The following is an 18,124-nucleotide window of genomic DNA, read 5'->3' on the forward strand; positions in this document are numbered from 1 at the left end:
GGCTGGCGCCGGACCCCTGGGTCTTGCAGCGGATCAGGACGGGTTGCCGAACGTCAGGCGCTGAACGATCTCGTCCGCGGGAACACCGGCGGCATTGGCCCGGTCGATCCATTCCTGACGGACCGACTGGATCCCCGCGTCCCCGATCACGCCCAGCAGCTGATCTTCGGGGAAGTCGATGACTTCGACGTTCAGATCGCCCTTCCACAGCTCGCGGACGCGGGCGGCGTCTTCGTCGAGTACGCGGGCGTATTCGACGAGGTAGTCCTTGCCCAGCTGGTCGACGACCGCCTTCGTTTCGTCATCCATGCCGTTGTAGCTGTCGAGGTTCATCGCCAGAAGATGGCCAAAGGAGGCCCCAAGCGGGATCTCGATGTAGTATTTCGCGACCTCGTCGTATTTCCAGCCCCGCGCCAGCGCCGGGCCGATCGGCGTGCAGTCGATGATCGAGCGCTGAAGCGCCTCGTAGGCTTCCGAGGTGGCGATCGACACCGGCGTCGCGCCCAGCGCCTCGATCAGCTTGGGATAGGCGAAGCCGTAGGAGCGGATGCGAAGCCCCTTCATGTCGGCCACGGTGCGCACCGGCTTGGTGCAGAGCATGCCGTAATCCTCCAGCGGGCGGAAGCCGAACGCATGAAGGTTGTTGTTCGCCAGTTCCTGCTTGAACTCGGGGTAGGTGGCGTGCAGCTCTTCCATGAACTGGCCGACCTGGAGCGTGTTCATGGGTTGCGGAATGAAGAAGCCCACCGCGTTGTTGAGCGGCAGCATGTCGGGGAAATAGGGCGTGATGATGTCGCCGAAATCGCCCACGCCCGCGCCGAGGGCTTCGGGGATTTCGCGGGTCTTGGCGACCGAACCGCCCCAGAAGACCTCGATCTTGTGCTTGCCGCCGGTGCGCGCCTCGAATTCGTCCACCAGCCACTGGGTGGTAATCGCCTGCGCGTCGCCGGCGCCCTGAGGCTTGAACGTGATCCACTTGTAGGTCTCGGCATTCGCTGCGCACGCAAGGCCGGCGGCCGCGGCGAATGCCAGGCCCGTCGACCGCAGAATGTTCGCGTAATTCATGGTTCCTCCCATCTGTTTCGGGCCGTTCCTCCCGCGCCCATGCGGCAAACCATCGCGCCTGCCCCGCTATATTTCAAATACTATAATGTCATTCCTTCGATGCCTTTTCGGCATTGGTCAGCGCCAGATCTTGCGCCGCACGAGGTCGTTCACGATGTCCTTGGTGACGGCCTCGACCACCTGGATCGCCTTCTTGCGGCGCTGGTCGGCCTTGGTGGCCACGCAGAGCGTCCAGTCGATGCGCGGGTCGGTGATGGGCCGGGCTTCCAGCGTGCCGCTCTGCACCTCGGACAATACGCCCCCGTAGGTCAGGATGGTGAAGCCGTGACCGTGTCGGACGAGCGATTTCAGGTGCCACACGCCGTCGACGCGTTGGACGATGTTCAGCTCGGCGCCAATGGCGTCGGCGTGTTTGTCCACGAGAATCCGCAGGTAGTTGGGCCGGCTGGGCATCACCAGCGGCAGCGCCACCGCCTCGCGCAGCGAGTATTCCGGCCTGTCCAGCGACCCGCAGGGTCCGATGACATACAGGTGCTCGACCAGAAGTTCGGAAATCACGATGTCATCCTGCACCGGCGCGTCGTGCATGACGGCCAGGCCGATCTCGCCGCGCGCCAGCCGGGTTTCCAGCTCCCGGCTGAAGCCCTCGATGAAGCGCAGCTCGATCTCGGGGTATTGCGACTTCATCCTCGCCAGCAGCGGCGGCGCGATGAACTCGCCCGGGGTGGGCGGCATGCCGACGACGACCACGCCACGCGGCCTGTCGGCATGGGCGGTGACGTCGTGATGGGCCTGGGCGACCTGCGCCATGATGGCATAGGCGCGGCGTTGCAGAATCTCCCCGGCCTCGGTCACTTCCATTCCGCGCGCGGTCCGATGAAAGACCGGCACGCCGAGTTCCGCCTCAAGCCGGGCGATCTGGCGGCTCAACGCGGGCTGCGCGATGCGCAGGCGCTTGGACGCGCGGGTCATGTTCTTTTCTTCGGCGACGCACAGGAAATATCGCAGCGCCCGCAGTTCAGGCTGCCAGTCCTGCGACGGCGCGTTGATTCTGTTCATGGCGTGTTTCCCTCGGTCTGCCCCGCCCGGTCATCCAGTATCAAGGAAACGGATCGTGCTTAGAAGTCTGCAAAAGGGCCCCCTGACCGACGGGATGGCCCGGCGGCGGGTTCACCCCGCGCGCCCGGCGTGATCCCGGCGGGCTGCGGGCCGGTCCGGGGAACGGATGAGCCCGTGTTCGCCAGCAATGGCGGGGTGTGCGCCATGACCGAAAATCCGGCGCCCCAATGGCCGCGTCACTCCGGTCGCCCCAACAGGTTCCGCTGGACGCTGACCAGATGGGCGCGCATCGCCGCGGCCGCCTGTTCCGGGTGGCGGGCATTCAGCGCCTCGAGGATCTTGCCGTGTTCCACGCAATAGAGCCTGCGCCGTTCTTCGGAGAAGGTCCTCTGCTTCATTTCGAACCACCTCGGCTGGTCGCGAAGGAAGCGCAGGACCTCATGGAACTCGCGCAGCAGATCGTTGCGCGTGCATGAGAAGATCTGGTGGTGAAACTCCGCGTCCCATGCCTCGAAGTCAGGCATGTCGGTGGCGGCGATGGCGCGCTGATGCGCCTGCGCGATGGCGCCAAGGGCCGAAGCGCTGGCGTTCGTTGCGGCGAAGGCGGCGGCCGCAGGTTCCAGCAGCAGCCGGACCTCCATCATGTCGGCGGGCGAGGTGCCCTCCATCCTCCGGATGATCGCGGCAATGCCCTCCGTCGGCTGTTGCACGAGATAGGTGCCCCGGCCCACCTTGCGGGACAGCATCCCGTCCTGCTCAAGCCGGTCAAACGCCCGCCGCACCGTGTTTCGCGCCACGCCGTATTCGGCGGCGAGGTCTCGCTCCGTCGGCAGCCTTGCGCCCCCCGACCATTCTCCCGCCTCCACGCGTTGCCGGAGATCCTCAGCAATTCCGTCCGCGTTCCCGCGCATTCTCACATCCTTGAGCCAATTATGATCCAAGTATAGCGAGAGGCGCGCAAACTGCAAGTTTGCATCCGAAGTCGCCTGAATCACTTGCGAGGTGCGCGATACCTGTGTACCTTTGTGAGACCAAAGTGATCCAAAGGGCAAGATTGGAGGGGCAGTTGAAGCTCGCGACATACCAGCACAAGGGAAAAAGAAACGTGGGCGTGGTGGATGAGGCGGGTGGCACCGTCGCGCCCTTCGACCTGCGCGAGGATCAGGCGCAGCTTGGGGTGGCCAGCCTTGTCGGGCTGGATGCCCTGCCGGCCACCGGCCTGCCCGTTCCGCTGTCGGAGGTGAGCCTCGAGGCGCCGCTGCCGCGCCCTGCCCGCAACATCTTCTGCGTCGGCAAGAACTACTTCGAGCACGCGCATGAATTCTCCAAGAGCGGTTTCGATTCGAGCGCCGCGAAAGGCGCCGTGCCGCAGGATCCGATCATCTTCTCGAAGGTGCCCGACTGCGTGGTCGGCCCCGGCGCCGACATCGTGATCGACCCGGACGTGTCCGAGGCGATCGACTACGAGGCCGAGCTTGCCGTGATCATCGGCAAGGGCGGCCGCGGGATCTCGCCCGAGGCGGCGATGGATCATGTCTGGGGCTACACGATCATCAACGACGTCACCGCCCGGGATCTGCAGGGCCGCTACAGCCAGTGGCTCGTGGGCAAGTCGCAGGACACGTTCTGCCCAATGGGGCCCTATGTGGTGACGCGGGATGAAATCGACATTTCCGACACGCCCATTCGGTGCTGGGTCAACGGCGATCTGCGCCAGGATTCGAACACCGGCCTGCTGATCTTCGACATCCCCACGATCATCGCCACGATCTCGGCTGGGGTGACGCTGAAGCCGGGCGACGTGATCGCCACCGGCACGCCTGCGGGCGTCGGCATCGGCTTCGAGCCGCCGAAATACCTGCGGCCTGGGGATGCGGTCGAGGTGGAGATCGGCGGCATCGGCGTTCTGAAAAACAGCTGCAAGCGCCGGAATTCCTGAACGGGAAACCCGTGTCACGCCCCCCGGAAGAATGGGGTCGATCAACGAAGGCCGGCTTGCTGCCGGCCGGGCAAAACGCCCAAAACAGTGGAGGAGAGAAACATGAAACACGCGATATTCGCCATGTCGGCGGCGGTTGCGTCCGCGATCGCCGGGCCGGCCATTTCCGAAGGAACGACGGAGGTCGCCTGGGGCGGTTCGAACCCCGGCGGCGTGATGTATTACATGGTCGGCGTCGCCGGCACCGAACTGGGCAAGGACCTGCCCGACATCAACATCACGCAGGTGACCACCGGCGGCTCCACTGAGAACGCCAAGCGCCTGATCAAGGGCGAGCTGGACATGGGCATCGTCTATGGCAGCCATGTCTACATGTCGCAGACGCCGGAGGGGCCGTTCGCGGGCGGCGACAAGGGCACCATGCTGCGCGGCGTGGCGATGGCCTATGAGGGGCCGACCTATTTCGTCACCCTCGGCGACAGCGGCATCGAGGAACTGTCCGACCTCGCCGACAAGAAGGTGGCACTGGGCCCGCCGGGATCGGGCACCGTGTTCAACTGCTCCAACATCCTCAAGGCGGTCGGCCTGATCGACAAGATCGAGCCGCAGATGATGACCTTCGCCGATGCGGGCCGTGCGCTTGCCAACGGGCAGATCGACGCCTTCTGCCAGTCCTCCTCGCCCGCCGCGGCGGTCACGGAACTGGCGGAGACGCGCGACATCCGCGTTCTGCCCTATTCGGCGGAGCAGCTCGGCGCGATCTCCGAGACCTATCCGTTCTACCATACCGGCACGATGCCCGAGACGACCTACAAGGGCGTGCCGGCGACGGATATGCCCTACACCACCGTCTACTGGGTCGCGCATGAGCGCGTGGCCGAGGACGTCGTGAAGAAGATGGTCGCCGCCGCCTATGACAAGCAGGACGCGCTGGCGGCCGGGCACAAGGCCTGGGCGCAGATGAAGCCCGACATCGAGAACTTCCTCAAGCTCGGCGCACCCATGCACCCGGGGGCGGAAGCCTACTACCGCGAAAAAGGGCAGTGGCCGCAATAAACCCGGCGCGCTGACGGACCTCCGCCCCGGCCGCCTGGCCGGGGCACCCTCTCTCATACCAACAGGAAGATTGCATGGCCGATTTTGCGTGGCTGTTCCGCGTTGAGAGCTCCAAGCGCAGCCTCTCGGGGATCTGGGCGCTTGCGTTCAACCTCACCGCAATGGGGTTTTCGCTGTTCTACCTCTACACCTCCGGCTTCGGACTGGTCTCCACGCAGAGCAACCGGGGCGTCTACCTGATGCTCACCTCTGTGCTGGTCTTTCTGCTCTATCCGGCCCACCGCGCCTCGCCCAAGGACCGGCCCAGCATCGTGGACCTCGGGCTCGTGGCCCTCACCGTGGTTTCGATGGGCTACTGGATCGATCAATACGTCAGCTATGCAATTTTCAGGGTGTCTTCGCCGAACCAGGCCGACCTGGTGATGGGCGCCATCGCGATCGCCATGATGCTTGAGACCAGCCGGCGCGTGCTCGGGCCGATCATCTCGATCCTTGCCGTCGTCTTCCTGTGCCAGCTCTATTTCGGCCAGCATCTTCCGGGGAAGCTGGCGCATCCCGGCATGAGCGTCGAGCGCATCATCGAGTTCACCTATTCGACGCAGGAGGCGCTGTTCGGCGTCGTGACCGCGACCTTCGCGACCTTCGTCTTCCCCTTTATGATCTTCGGCGCCTTCCTCGAACGCTCGGGCGCTGGCGCCTTCTTCATGGATCTGGGTACCGCGGTCGCGGGCAAGTGGCGGGGCGGCCCGGCGAAAGTGGCGGTGCTGACCTCCGCGCTGTTCGGCTCGATCTCCGGCTCGTCGGTGGCGAATGTCGTGACCACCGGATCTTTCACCATCCCGCTGATGAAACGCACGGGCTTCCGCCCGCACCACGCCGGCGCGATCGAGGCGATCGCGTCGACCGGCGGCCAGTTCATGCCCCCCGTCATGGGCGCCGGCGTGTTCATCCTGGCCACCCTGACCGAGACCAGCTACCTCACGATTGCCCTGATCAACGTGATCCCGGCGCTCATCTTCTTCCTGTTCCTTCTGACGATGGTCGATCTCGAAGCGGTCGGTCTGGGCCTGAAGGGCCTGCCGGAGAAGGAGATTCCAAGCCTCCGCAAGGTTCTCGCGCAGGGGTGGCATTTCTTCATGCCGCTGGTGGTGGTCATCGGCCTGCTGTTCTGGGGCTATTCCGCCGAGTTCTGCGCCTTCTGGGGCACTGTCAGCGCCGCTGTGCTGTCCTGGCGGCAAAAGGCCACCCGCATGCGCCCGTCCGACGTGGCCCAGGCCCTGGTGGGAGGGGCCCAAAGCAACACCTCGGCCGGCGCCGCAATCGGCACGCTCGGGGTGATCATCGGCGGCATCGTGCTGGCCGGACTGGGCCTGAAGTTCTCGGCGGTGCTGATCGACTTCTCCGGCGGAAATCTCTTCCTGGCGCTGGTGCTGGTCACGCTGGTCTCGATCGTCATCGGCATGGGCTCGTCGACCACCGGCTCCTACATCATCCTTTCGGTGGTGGCGGCGCCGGCGCTGATCCAGCTGGGCGTGCCGACGGTCGCCGCCCACCTGGCGGTGTTCTACGCCGCCTGCCTGTCGAACATCACGCCGCCGGTCTGCGTGTCGGCCTTCGCCGGCGCCGCGATCGCCGGCGCGCCACCGATGAAGACCGGGTTCGCCGCGCTGAAATTCGGCGCCACGCTCGTCCTGATGCCGTTCACCTTCGTCTATGTTCCGGAGATCCTGTTGCAGGGGCACTGGACCGAGATCCTCTACGCGAGCACCCTCTACGCTTGCGGCAGCGTCCTGCTGGCCATTGCCCTGCAGGGCAGCGCGCCGGTGGGTGGGCGCGTGACGGCACTCGTGCGCGCGCTGTTCGGCGTGTCCGCCGTGATGCTGCTGTTCCCCAGCGCGTTCCTGGTGGATCTGCTGGGCATCGGCGTCGGCGTGGCCGCGGTCGCACTTGTGTCAATGACGCGGAATGCGCGGCGGGATCTTGCGGGGTAGACGCGCGAGGCGCAGGGTCGACCGCGCGTCGCGCGGAGTGGCGCGGAAACGCGCCCGGTCCGCCCGGAGCCATCGGGCGGCCGGGCCACAGACCGCCTGAGAAAAGCCCGGTGTCCGCTTTCCGCGCCGCGGCGGGCGTCAGGGCCCCTTGTTCCACGCCGCGGCGGGGTCTTCTTCGGTATAGTCCCGCAGGCGCGCCACATCCTCGATCACGGCGCAGTTCCCGGCGATCCTCACGCCCAGGGCGCGGAGCTTGGAAAAGGTGCGCGACAGGCTTTCCGGTTTCATGCCGAGGCGGCCCGCGATCAGCATCTTGTCATAGGGCAGCGTCACGGTGCAGCCGCCGGCCTTGCGATCGGAAAGCTCCAGTAGGAACTCCGCCACCCGCTGCGCGCCGGTCTGGCCCTTGATCTGTTCGAGCTGATTGACCAGCGAATGCAGGTGCTGAAAGGTCGAGCCGAGGATCGACAGGCAGATCTCGGGGCGTTCCTTCATGACCGAAACCAGCGCGCCGGCGGGGATCCGGAGCAGTTGGCAATCCGTCACCGCCTCGGCCGACACCGGATAGGGAAGGGCGCGCAGGGCCGCGGCCTCGCCGAAACTTTCGCCCCGGGTGAACACGCTCACCACCGCCTCGCTGCCGTTCGGCGAAATGCGGTACAGCTTGACCCATCCCTCCAGAACGATGTGGATCGCGCTTGCGGGCTCGCCCTGAAGAAACAGGGTATCGCCGCGGCCGGCCTCCATCCGATGCGCCGCGTCCAGCATGCCGTCGGAAATATCGTCCGGCAGGCTCCGCAGCAGGAGGGAGGTTCTGGCGACCTCCCGTTGCTCATGCTTCTTCATGCCGTCTCGCCGAAGCGCCTCGCTGTTTCCGCGGCGTGGGGTCAGCCTTTTCAGCCTGCATGTAGTTGCAGATATGTGGCGGGTGCAAGGGGGAAGGACTGGTCCGGCGGCGGCCTCGTGCCGCCTCAGCCGGCGCGAAGGCCGGGGTCAGTTCCCCCGCGGCTGCCAGCTCCGGGCGACCGGGGGCGCAAGGCGCAGCAGGTCCACCGCGCGGGCCGCGATCTGCGCCACCGCGGCATCCAGGCTGTCGGGGCGAAGATAGAAGGCCGGCACCGGCGGCAGCACGATCGCGCCCATCTCGGTCGCCGCCGTCATGTTGCGCAGATGCGCCAGCGTCAGCGGCGCCTCGCGCGTCAGCAGCACCAGCGGGCGGCGTTCCTTCAACTGCACCCCGGCCGCGCGGATCAGCAGGTTGTCGTCGAGGCCGAGGGCGATCGCCGCGAGGCTGCGCATCGAGCAGGGCGCGACGATCATGCCCGCCACCGGGGTGGAGCCCGAGGCAATGGGCGCGCCCATGTCGCGGATGGGATGGCTGCGGGAAACCGCCTCGGTCAGCCGGGCCAGCGCGCCGGCGCCGCATTCCTCGGGCAGGGTGCGCTCGGCGGCGGGGCTGACGACGAGATCGGTCTCGGCGCCGATGGCGGCGAGTTGCCCGGCCACGGCCAGCGCCAGCGCCGCGCCCGAGGCGCCGGAGACGCCCAGGACCACCCGTGGCGCACTCATCGCGACAGCCCGGGCAGGTGCCGCGCCACGAGGTCGGCGGCAAAGGCGGCGTCCTTGGGATCGGTGCGCATGACCGCGCCCCAGTCGCGGCTGGTTTCGGCGCCGATCTTGGTGGTGGCGTCGATCCCCATCTTGCCGGCGAGGCCGGGCTCGGGCGAGGCGAAGTCGAGGTAGTCCATCGGCGTGCGCTCCAGCAGCATGACGTCTCGGCCCGGGTCCATGCGCGTCGCCAGCGCCCAGGCGATATCGTCCCAGCTGTGCGGGTCGATGTCATCGTCCACGACCACGATCAGCTTGGTGTAGCTGAACTGCGGCAGCATCCCCCAAAGCGCCATCATCACCCGTCGCGCCTGGCCGGGATAGCGCTTGTCGATGCTGACCACCGCCATGCGGTAGGAGCAGGCCGCCGGCGGCAGCCACAGGTCGCGGATCTCGGGGATCTGGGCGCGGATCACCGGCAGGGCGAGGCGGTTGAACACCTCGCCTATGATCGCCGGCTCGTCCGGCGGGCGGCCGGTGTAGGTGGACAGGTAGAGCGGCTCGCGCCGGTGGGTGATCGCGGTGACCTGCATCACCGGAAAGGGCTCGGCGGCGTTGTAATAGCCGGTGTGATCGCCGAACGGCCCCTCGGGGGCGGTCTCGCGCGCAGACACCCAGCCCTCCAGCACGATCTCGGCATTTGCGGGCACCAGCATGGGCACGCTGCGGGCGGGCACCAGATGCGGCCGGCTGCCCCGCAACACGCCAGAGAAGCTCAACTCCGACACGGTTTCGGGCAACGGCAGGGCGGCGGAGAGCAGCGTGGCCGGGTCGGCGCCCAGGGCGATGGCCACAGGCATCGCCTCGCCGTGCCTCTGCCAGCCGCGGTGATGGGCGGCGCCGCCGCGATGCGCCAGCCAGCGCAGGATCAGCCGGGTCCGGTCCAGAACCTGCGCGCGGTAGATGCCGGCATTATAGAGCGCCAGCGCCTCCGGCGCGCTGCCATGCGGGCGGGTCAGGACCACCGGCCAGGTGATCAGCGGTCCGGCATCGCCCGGCCAGTGGGTCTGCACGGGCAGCATGCCCAGGTCCACCGCGTCGCCCTCGAGCACCTCCTGCTGCGCCGGCGCCGCGCCGCCGATCCTGGGGCGCGTCATGAGCGCCGCCCTGAGCATCGGCCAGCGGCTCAAGGCATCGCGCAGCCCTTCGGGGGGCGGCGGGCTGCGCAGCGCAGCCAGAAAGGCGCCCAGTTCGTCCAATTGGTCGGGGTGGCGGCCAAGACCGGCCGCCACCCGTCGGGTCGTGCCAAAGAGGTTGCACAGCACCGGCATGGAGGTGCGCTTGCCATCCGCCCCCAAGGGGTGGTCGAAGCGCAGTACCGGCCCCGCCGCCTGCAAGACCCTTTCATGCACCGCGGTCATCCTGTGGCGGATGTCCACAGGTTCCGCGATGGCGCGCAGATCGCCGCATGTCTCGGCCCAGGTCAGGAATGCGCGCAGGTCGGGAAACCGGGGCTGGGTGGGAGTGGTGGTCTGCGCGGCGATCATGGCGCGAAGAATAGCAGGCTGTCGCGGATGAAAATTGACAATTGTCAAGTATCCCGAAAATCATCCGGGCTATAGCTGCGTCGATCCCAGCCGCCCAGGAGAGGCCATGCCATCCGCGTCGCAGACCATCCCAATCTTTCCAAGGCCCGCCGGCATGATGCTCAGGCCGTTGCCGCTGGCCCCGCTTTCCGCCGCGCTTTCGATGCTGGCGCGGCGGGTGGTGACGCGGCACCCGGGCCTGCTTCGCCGTCTGGGCGCGCATGACCGGGCGCGGTTCCTGATCGACCCGACCGATCTGCCGCTGGTTCTGTGCCTGGAGCCGCGGGGCGGGCAGGTGCGCGTCACCGCCCACCGCCAGGCGCCGCGGGCCGACGTGCGCATCGCCGGCCCGCTGGCGGCCTTGCTGGGCCTCGTTCATGGCGCCTATGACGGCGACGCGCTGTTCTTTTCCCGCGACCTGGTCATCGAGGGCGACACCGCCGCCGCCCTGGCCCTGCGCAACGCGATCGACGACGCCGAACTGGACCTGGCCGAGGAACTGACCGCGCTTCCCCCCGTTCTGGCCGGGGCGCTGCGGCGGGCCATCGCGCTGGCTGAGCGGCGGACCGGCGTGGCCCTGACCCGCGTGGCGGAGGGTCCGGCATGGTGATGGAGACCGTCTGCCCGGCCGGCACCCCCGCCGCCCTGCGCGCCGCGGTCGAGGCCGGGGCGCACAGCATCTATTGCGGCTTCGCCGACGAAACCAACGCCCGCAACTTTCCGGGGCTGAATTTCAGCCGCGAGGAGATGGCCGCGGGCGTGGCCTTTGCCCATGCCCGGGGGGCGAAGGTGCTGGTCGCGATCAATACCTATCCGCGCGCCGGCGCGGCGCCGCTGTGGCACCGCGCCGTGGCCGATGCCGAAGCCAGCGGCGCCGACGCGGTGATCCTGGCCGATCCCGGCCTTCTGGCCCATGCCGCAGAGCATCACCCGGGCCTGCGCCGCCACCTGTCGGTGCAGGCCGCCGCCGCCAACGCGGATGTCATCAATTTCTACGCCGACAGCTTTGGCGTGAAGCGCGTGGTCCTGCCGCGGGTGCTGAGTGTTCCCGAGATCGCCGCGATCAACGCCGAGACTGACGTCGAGACTGAGGTCTTCGTCTTCGGCGGGCTCTGCGTCATGGCCGAGGGGCGCTGTTCGCTGTCCTCCTATGCCACCGGGCTCTCGCCGAACATGCACGGGGTCTGTTCGCCGGCAAGCCATGTGGACTACGCCGAGGAGGGCGGCGAACTGGCCGCCCGTCTGGGCGGCTACACCATCCACCGGGTGGGCAAGGGGGAGCCAGCCCCATACCCGACGCTGTGCAAGGGCTGCTTCACCTCGCAGGGCGCGACCGGCCATGTGTTCGAGGACCCGGTGAGCCTGAACGCCGAGCAGCTGATCCCGCAGCTGGCCAAGGCCGGCGTGACCGCGCTGAAGATCGAGGGGCGGCAACGCTCGCGCGCCTATGTGGCGCAGGTGGTGCGCAATTTCCGCGCCGCGGTCGATGCGCTGGCCGCCGGCCGCCCGATGCCGGAAGGGATGCTGGCGCGCCTGTCCGAGGGGCAGGCCGGCACCACCGGCGCCTATCGCAAGACCTGGAGATGAGCGCATGGAACTGACCGTCGGCCCCAACCAATTCTTCTGGGAGGCCCCGCGCTGGGCCAAATTCTATGCCGGTCTCGCGCGCGCGCCGGTCGATAGGGTGGTGCTGGGCGAGCTGGTCTGCTCGAAACGGCTACCTTTCTACCAGGATCGCCTCCCCGAGGCGATCGAGGTGCTGGCGGACGCCGGCAAGGAGGTCGTGCTGACCAGCCTCGCGCTGGTTACGCTGAAGCGCGAGCGCAGGATGACCGCCGATCTTCTGGCGATGGGCCTGGAGGTCGAGGTCAACGACCTGACCGCGCTGGCCCATCTGCCCGAGGGGGTGGAATTCTCCGTGGGTCCGCTGGTCAATGTCTACAACGAGGGCACGCTGGCCTGGCTGGCGGCGCGCGGCGCGCGGCGCATCTGCCTGCCGCCCGAACTGCCGCTCGACTCGGTGCGCGTTCTCGCCCGCGCGGCGGCCGATCTGGGCGTCTCGATCGAGGTCTGGGGGCATGGGCGGTTGCCGCTGGCGATCTCGGGGCGGTGCTATCACGCGCGGCTGCACGGCCGGACCAAGGACAATTGCCAGTTCGCCTGCGGCGATGACCCGGACGGCCGGGCGGTCGATACCCTTGACGGCCAGCCCTTCCTGGCCGTCAACGGCGTGCAGACCCTGTCGGCCAGCACCGCCAGCATGGCCCATCATGTCGAAGCCCTGGCAGAGGCGGGGGTCTCGGCCCTGCGCCTGTCGCCGCAGAGCGGCGATTTCGTGCGGCTTTGCAGGCTCTACCGCGACAGGGTGGCGGGCGGGATGGACGGGGAGGCCCTCTCTGCGGCGCTGCTGCCCGAGGTCGCCGGCGGCGCCCTGAGCGACGGTTTTCTCAACGGTCCTTGCGGCGCGGACTGGAGTGGCGGCCGGGCCTAGGATCCTGCCCGGCGGCCAAGGGGATATTTGGTCCGTGAGGGGGCGCGGCCGGCGATTGGGGCCGACGCCGTCCTGCGGTTCGCGGCGCTGTTCGTTGTCATGGGCGGGCAGAAGGCGGTCGGCGTCCGATGCCCGCAAGGCTGCCCGCCGTCGCAGGCCTCCGCAAGAAATCACATTCACGACATCCTCGAAACACCTGTGCGCGGCCCGGGGCGGGTCCTATTGTGAAAATGGATTATTATGTTAGTAAGTAGTTACTAACAAGAGAATCGAACACATGGCCCGCATCCGAAAGTCAGCCGAGGAACGCCGCGCTCAGATCATCGAGGTGACCCTCGATCTTTTGTCCCAGGTCGGTGTGGAGCGGCTGTCCACGGCCCTCGTCGCCGAGCGCGTGGGTGTCACGCAAGCGGCCTTGTTCAGATATTTCCCCACGAAAAACGAGCTCTGGGAAGCCGTCCTGTCGGAGATTGAGCGCCGCGCGCGCGAGGTATGGGATAGGGCGCAGGAAACCGGCAGCACGCCCTCGGACCGGATTCGACGCATACTCGAAGCGCAACTGCAACTGATCGCCGAAACGCCGGCAATCCCGGTTCTGATCTTCTCCACCGGGAAGTTTGCCGCCGAGGACGCGATACGTCCGATTCACATGCGCATCATGGCGGAGATCAGGGGGCGGCTGCTGGAGGAAACCGAGGCCGCGCGGCGGTGCGGAGAGCTTCCGAATGCCCCCGCCGCGGCGGATTGCGTGTTTCTCCTGATGCCGCTCCTGCAGGGAACGGTCCTGCGCTGGGCATTGTCGGGCCGCGGCTTCGACCTCGTCGAAGAGGGCAACCGCCTGGTGCGGCTGCAACTGCATCTTCTGGGCTGGCGCGATCACGGAGAAGACACATGAGTGGCTGGCGCGTTCTGCGGCTCCTGCCGCCTCTTGCCGTCGGTATCGGCGTGGCGGCCTGGTTGATCTCGACGGCGAAACCGCCCGGCCGGCTGGAGCGGAACGAACGCCAGCTTGTCGCCCGCACCGTCGTCGCCGCCCTCGCGCCCGTGCGGCCCGAGGTGCGCGGCTATGGCGATGTTCGCGCGGCGAACCGCTGGGAGGCCGTGGCGGAGGTCGCCGGCGAGATCGTCTGGCGTCACCCCGATCTCGAAACCGGCAACGTGCTTGCCAAGGGCACCGAGGTCCTGAGGCTCGACCCCACGGCCTACGCGCTGGCGATCGCACAGGGCGAGGCCGACCTCGCCGCCCTCCGCGCCGAGGCCGAACAGATCGAGGTGGAAGCGGCGAACACCGGCCGGATTCTCGAACTCGAAGGCCATCGCCTTGCCCTGGCCGAGCGTGATCTGGAGAGGACCCGCGACCTGGTCGGACAGGGCGCCGCCCCGCAAGCCCGTCTGGACGAACAGGAACGCGCCGCGCTGCAGGTCCGCCGCGGGGTTCAGGAATTGTCGAACACGCTGTCCCTGATGCCCAGCCGGGAAAAGCGCATCGAGGCCCAGATCGCCCGCACGGAAGCCACGCTTGCGCGCGCGCGCCGGGATCTCGAGAAGACCCGGATCGTGACGCCTTTCGACCTGCGGGTCGGCACGGTGCATGTCGAACGCCATCAATTCGCCGCGACCGGTCAGCCGCTGGTGTCGGCCGATGGCATCGACCGCGCCGAGATCACCGCGCAAATGCCGATCGATTCCTTTCCGCTCCTGATCGGCGCGGCCAAGCCCGGGGGGCTTGCCGGCATGGCGGAGCTGCACCAGGCGCTGGACCGGATTTCCGCCGAACTGCGCCTTGTCTCGGACCCCTCGCAACGATGGCAGGGCCGGGTGCTGAGGGTGGAGAACGCGCTTGACCCGCAGGCGCGATCGGTGCCGGTGGTCGTGGCGGTGGACGCCCCCTATGCCGGGATCGCCCCGCCGGACCGCCTGCCTCTGGTGCCCAACATGTATGTGGAGGTTGTCCTGACGGGATCGCTTGGCGGCGTCCCCCGGGTCAGCCTGCCCGACAGCGCCGTGCACCAGGGCGACACCGTCTATCTGCGCGGCGGCGACGGACGGCTGGAACTGCGCAAGGTCTCGGTCGCGTGGCGCCAGGGCGGGCGCGCCATCCTGTCGGACGGCATCGCGCCGGGCGAGGAGGTGATCCTGGACGACCTGGTCCCGGCGATCCCGGGCATGCCCGTCGTCGCCGCGGAGACGGGTCGATGATCGCCTGGTTCGCGCGGCATCCCACGGCGGCGAATCTTCTGCTGGTGCTGATGCTGGCTGCGGGCGTGATGGCCGCGCCCACGCTCAAGCGCGAGACCTTTCCGGATTTCCGCCCGGTCGAGGCCGAGATCGCGGTGGTGTATCGCGGCGCCACGGCGGAGGATGTCGAGGACGCCATCTGCCGGCGGATCTGGGACGCGGTGGAAGCGGTCGAGGGGCTGGAGGAACTGACCTGCACGGCCCAGGCCAACGTGGCGCGTGCCGTGGCGACGATGGCGCCGGCGGGGTCACCCCAACGGTTCGTCAACGACCTGCGAACCGAGATCGCCGCGGTCGACGATTTCCCGGACGCGGCCGAGCCGGCGATCGTGCGTGAGCTTCACCGCACGGATATGGTGGCTTCGGTCGCGGTGGCCGGAGATCTGCCGCCCGCGCATCTGGAACGCTACGCCGCCGGACTTCAGGACCGCCTGTCGGCCCTGCCCGGCGTTGCGCGGGTCACGCTGTCGGGCTTCGGTGAACGGCAGTTCCGCATCACCGTGCCGCGTGCGGCCCTTGCCCAGCACGGGCTCAGCGCGTCCGGGCTCTCCAGGTTGATCCGCGCGCAGAGCGTGGACCGTCCGCTGGGTAGCCTGGAAACCGGCGGCCAGGACCTGAGCCTGCGCTTCGCCGACGAACGCCGCACCATCGCCGGGCTCGCCGGGATCACGATCCTGTCGAAGCCCAATGGCGCGGAGTTGACCCTGGGACAAATCGCGCAGATCGAGGAGCACTATGCGCCCGAAGAGGAGCGCGCCTCTCTCGACGGTCAGCGGGCGGTGTTCCTGCGGGTGGACAAGCAGCTGGACGCCGACGCGCTGACCGTCTTCGACAGGGTTTCGGAGATCGTTGAGCAGGAGCGCGCCGCGGTGCCGGACACGCTGAGGCTGGACATCGTCCAGGACATGACCAGCATCGTGCGCGACCGGCTGGCGATGCTGGTGCGGAACGGGCTGATGGGCCTCGTCCTCGTGATCGCCGTGATGAGCCTGTTCTTTCGCCCGGGCTACGCCATATGGGCGGCGATGGGGCTGCCCGTAGCCTTTCTCGGCGCGTTCGTCGCCATGGCCGTTCTGGGGCTGTCGGTCAACATGATCACACTGGTCGCGCTGCTGATGGCGATCGGGATCGTGATGGACGACTCCATCGTGATCTCCGACGCGATCGCGCAGGCGGCCGATGAGGGCGCCTCGCGGACGGAAGCGGCCATCGAAGGCACCAAACGCGTCCTGCCCGGGGTGCTCTCCTCCTTTGCCACCACGGTCGCGGTCTTCGGTCCGCTGTCGTTCCTGTCGGGTGAGCTCGGCGCGGTTCTCGAAGTGCTCCCGCTGGTGTTGATCGCCGCGCTGGCCGCGAGCCTGATGGAGGCGTTCTGGGTGTTGCCCCATCACCTTGGCCACGGTCTGAAATCCGCTGCCCGGCCCCCGTCGCGGATGCGCGCGGCGTTCGAGCGGGGCTTCGACTGGCTGCGGGAAAGGGGGCTGGGCAGTCTGGTAGATTTCGCGATTGGCTGGCGCTATCTCGTGACCGGACTGACGCTCGCGGCGCTTGTTGTGACCGTGGGCCTGGTGCGCGCCGGCCATCTGAAGCGAGAGGCCATGCCCGAGATCGACGGCGATGTGCTGGAGGCGCGCATCCTGATGCCGCAGGGCACGCCGCTTGAACGGACCGCCGATGTGGTCGAGCGCGTGACCGCCGCATTGCAGAGGGTGAATGCGGATCTGACGCCCGCGCAGCCAGCGGGCAGCGCGTTGGTCCGAACCGTGCAGACCCGTTTCAACACAAACGCCACGGCCGGCGAATCCGGGCCGCATGTGGCCACGGTCAGCGCCGATCTGTTGAGCGCCGAAACGCGGACGGTCACGCTGGACGAGATCGTTTCGCGCTGGCGCGAGGGGATCGGCGCCGTGCCGGGGGCCATTGCCGTCACCCTGACGGAACCGGGGATCGGGCCGCAGGGTCTTGCGGTGGAAATCAGGCTGGCGGCGCCCGATCTGGACAGGTTGCGGCAGGCCGGCGACCGGCTGCTCGCCGAACTGGAAACCTATGCCGGCATTTTCAACACCACGCATGATCTGCGCCCTGGCGGCCCCGAATTGCGGCTCAGCCTCGCCGAAGGGGCTGTAGGTCTGGGGCTGACGGCGCAGGATGTCGCGGATCAACTCGGCGCCGCCTTCCTGGGAAGCGTGATGGCCACGGTTCAGACAGGGGACATCGCCCACGAAATCGAACTGGAACACCCCGTAGCCGACCGCGACGCCCGTGACGATCTTCGGGATTTCACCGTCGTCCTTCCCGATGGCGCCCGGGTGCCGCTGTCCACGGTGGCCCGAATCGAGGAGACCCGGGGCTGGAGCCGCATCACCCATGTCGACGGGCGGCGCACCCTCACGGTGCAGGCCGATGTCGATGGGCGCGTTGGCAACGCCGACGCCATCGTCTCGGAGATCGCGGCCGGGTTCCTGCCGCAACTCGCCCGCGAAATTCCCGGGCTGAGCTACGAGATCGGCGGGCAGAACGCCAACTCGGCCGAGACCGTCGGCTCGATCCTGCGCGGTTTTCTCATCGGCCTGGTGGGGATCTACGTCGTGTTGTCCTTCCAGTTCCGCAGCTATGTCGAGCCGGTGATCGTCATGCTCACGATCCCTCTGGCCTTCATCGGCGTGGTGTCGGGCCACATGATCATGGGCTACAACATCTCGATGCCGTCGCTGGTGGGCGCGGCCTCGCTGGCCGGGATCGTCGTCAACAACGCGATCCTGCTGATCGGAGTGATCAAGCAGCACGCCGAAGACGGCGTGGATCTGGCGCGCGCGGCCGGCCGCGCCAGCCGCGAGCGTTTCCGGCCGATCTTCGTTTCGGTCGCGACGACGATGATGGGCCTCGTCCCCCTGCTGCTGGAAACCAGCACGCAGGCGCAAACTCTGAAGCCGCTGGTGATTTCGGTGGTGTTCGGCCTGTTCTCGGCGACGGTGCTGGTCCTGCTGGTCCTGCCTGCCTTCTACGCGATCCTCGGCGACCTCGGCCTGGCGCAGGCCGGGCGCGCCGCGGAGCCGGAGCGGCAGGCCTGAGCACAGGCGGATCGCGGTGCCCCGGCGGACGCAGTTTCAGGCGCCGCGCCTGCCCCGCGCCGCGGGAATGCGGGACGGAA

Annotated in this window: 15 protein-coding genes; 9 read left to right on the forward strand and 6 right to left on the reverse strand. The window is 67.9% G+C overall.

Annotated features, from left to right (window positions below):
• Positions 1-33: 33 nt before the first annotated feature.
• The 3 genes from KCI33_RS07140 to KCI33_RS07150 all read right to left on the reverse strand — a co-directional run bounded on the left by KCI33_RS07140 (position 34) and on the right by KCI33_RS07150 (position 3,035).
• Positions 34-1,065: a C4-dicarboxylate TRAP transporter substrate-binding protein gene (locus tag KCI33_RS07140; protein ID WP_212524084.1), complete on the reverse strand. Its 1,032-nt coding sequence runs from the start codon at positions 1,063-1,065 to the stop codon at positions 34-36.
• A gap of 117 nt (positions 1,066-1,182) precedes the next feature.
• Positions 1,183-2,124: a LysR family transcriptional regulator gene (locus tag KCI33_RS07145; protein WP_212524085.1), complete on the reverse strand. Its 942-nt coding sequence runs from the start codon at positions 2,122-2,124 to the stop codon at positions 1,183-1,185.
• Positions 2,125-2,360: 236 nt separating this feature from the next.
• On the reverse strand, positions 2,361-3,035 hold the full coding sequence (locus tag KCI33_RS07150) for an FCD domain-containing protein (protein WP_212524086.1): 675 nt from the start codon (positions 3,033-3,035) through the stop codon (positions 2,361-2,363).
• A 155-nt stretch (positions 3,036-3,190) separates the two neighbouring features.
• Between KCI33_RS07150 and KCI33_RS07155 the strand changes: the two genes are divergently transcribed.
• From KCI33_RS07155 to KCI33_RS07165, 3 genes are all read left to right on the forward strand, one after another.
• Positions 3,191-4,063 (forward strand): fumarylacetoacetate hydrolase family protein, encoded by an 873-nt coding sequence (locus tag KCI33_RS07155; RefSeq protein WP_249138960.1) that lies wholly within the window; start codon positions 3,191-3,193, stop codon positions 4,061-4,063.
• Between the two features lie 102 nt (positions 4,064-4,165).
• Positions 4,166-5,119 carry a TAXI family TRAP transporter solute-binding subunit gene (locus KCI33_RS07160; protein WP_212524088.1) on the forward strand — a complete coding sequence of 318 codons (954 nt, stop codon included), beginning with the start codon at positions 4,166-4,168 and terminating at the stop codon, positions 5,117-5,119.
• Positions 5,120-5,193: 74 nt separating this feature from the next.
• Positions 5,194-7,110: a TRAP transporter permease gene (locus tag KCI33_RS07165; RefSeq protein ID WP_212524089.1), complete on the forward strand. Its 1,917-nt coding sequence runs from the start codon at positions 5,194-5,196 to the stop codon at positions 7,108-7,110.
• Between the two features lie 138 nt (positions 7,111-7,248).
• Here the strand turns inward: KCI33_RS07165 and KCI33_RS07170 are convergent, their stop codons facing one another.
• The 3 genes from KCI33_RS07170 to KCI33_RS07180 all read right to left on the reverse strand — a co-directional run bounded on the left by KCI33_RS07170 (position 7,249) and on the right by KCI33_RS07180 (position 10,205).
• Positions 7,249-7,956 carry a Crp/Fnr family transcriptional regulator gene (locus KCI33_RS07170; RefSeq protein WP_212524090.1) on the reverse strand — a complete coding sequence of 236 codons (708 nt, stop codon included), beginning with the start codon at positions 7,954-7,956 and terminating at the stop codon, positions 7,249-7,251.
• A 147-nt stretch (positions 7,957-8,103) separates the two neighbouring features.
• On the reverse strand, positions 8,104-8,679 hold the full coding sequence (locus KCI33_RS07175; protein WP_212524091.1) for a UbiX family flavin prenyltransferase: 576 nt from the start codon (positions 8,677-8,679) through the stop codon (positions 8,104-8,106).
• Entirely contained in the window at positions 8,676-10,205 is a 1,530-nt protein-coding gene (locus KCI33_RS07180; RefSeq protein WP_212524092.1) for a UbiD family decarboxylase, read from the reverse strand. Before KCI33_RS07180 ends, KCI33_RS07175 begins: the two co-directional genes overlap by 4 nt.
• 154 nt (positions 10,206-10,359) lie before the next feature.
• Here KCI33_RS07180 and KCI33_RS07185 point away from each other — a divergent pair, with 154 nt between their 5' ends.
• The 6 genes from KCI33_RS07185 (at position 10,360) to KCI33_RS07210 (ending at position 18,044) form a co-directional block, all read left to right on the forward strand.
• On the forward strand, positions 10,360-10,854 hold the full coding sequence (locus KCI33_RS07185) for an SCP2 sterol-binding domain-containing protein (protein WP_212524093.1): 495 nt from the start codon (positions 10,360-10,362) through the stop codon (positions 10,852-10,854).
• Positions 10,854-11,831 (forward strand): peptidase U32 family protein, encoded by a 978-nt coding sequence (locus KCI33_RS07190; RefSeq protein ID WP_212524230.1) that lies wholly within the window; start codon positions 10,854-10,856, stop codon positions 11,829-11,831. The genes KCI33_RS07185 and KCI33_RS07190 overlap by 1 nt, the downstream gene beginning before the upstream one ends.
• Positions 11,832-11,835: 4 nt before the next feature.
• On the forward strand, positions 11,836-12,735 hold the full coding sequence (locus KCI33_RS07195) for a U32 family peptidase (RefSeq protein ID WP_212524094.1): 900 nt from the start codon (positions 11,836-11,838) through the stop codon (positions 12,733-12,735).
• A gap of 277 nt (positions 12,736-13,012) precedes the next feature.
• Positions 13,013-13,630 carry a TetR/AcrR family transcriptional regulator gene (locus KCI33_RS07200; RefSeq protein ID WP_212524095.1) on the forward strand — a complete coding sequence of 206 codons (618 nt, stop codon included), beginning with the start codon at positions 13,013-13,015 and terminating at the stop codon, positions 13,628-13,630.
• Positions 13,627-14,934, forward strand: coding sequence for a hypothetical protein (locus KCI33_RS07205; protein WP_212524096.1), 1,308 nt, complete (start codon positions 13,627-13,629; stop codon positions 14,932-14,934). Before KCI33_RS07200 ends, KCI33_RS07205 begins: the two co-directional genes overlap by 4 nt.
• Positions 14,931-18,044 (forward strand): efflux RND transporter permease subunit, encoded by a 3,114-nt coding sequence (locus KCI33_RS07210; protein ID WP_212524097.1) that lies wholly within the window; start codon positions 14,931-14,933, stop codon positions 18,042-18,044. Before KCI33_RS07205 ends, KCI33_RS07210 begins: the two co-directional genes overlap by 4 nt.
• The last annotated feature ends 80 nt before the right edge of the window (positions 18,045-18,124 follow it).

The organism is Actibacterium sp. MT2.3-13A (genome assembly GCF_018139985.1).
Taxonomy (GTDB): Bacteria; Pseudomonadota; Alphaproteobacteria; order Rhodobacterales; family Rhodobacteraceae; genus JAGSOU01.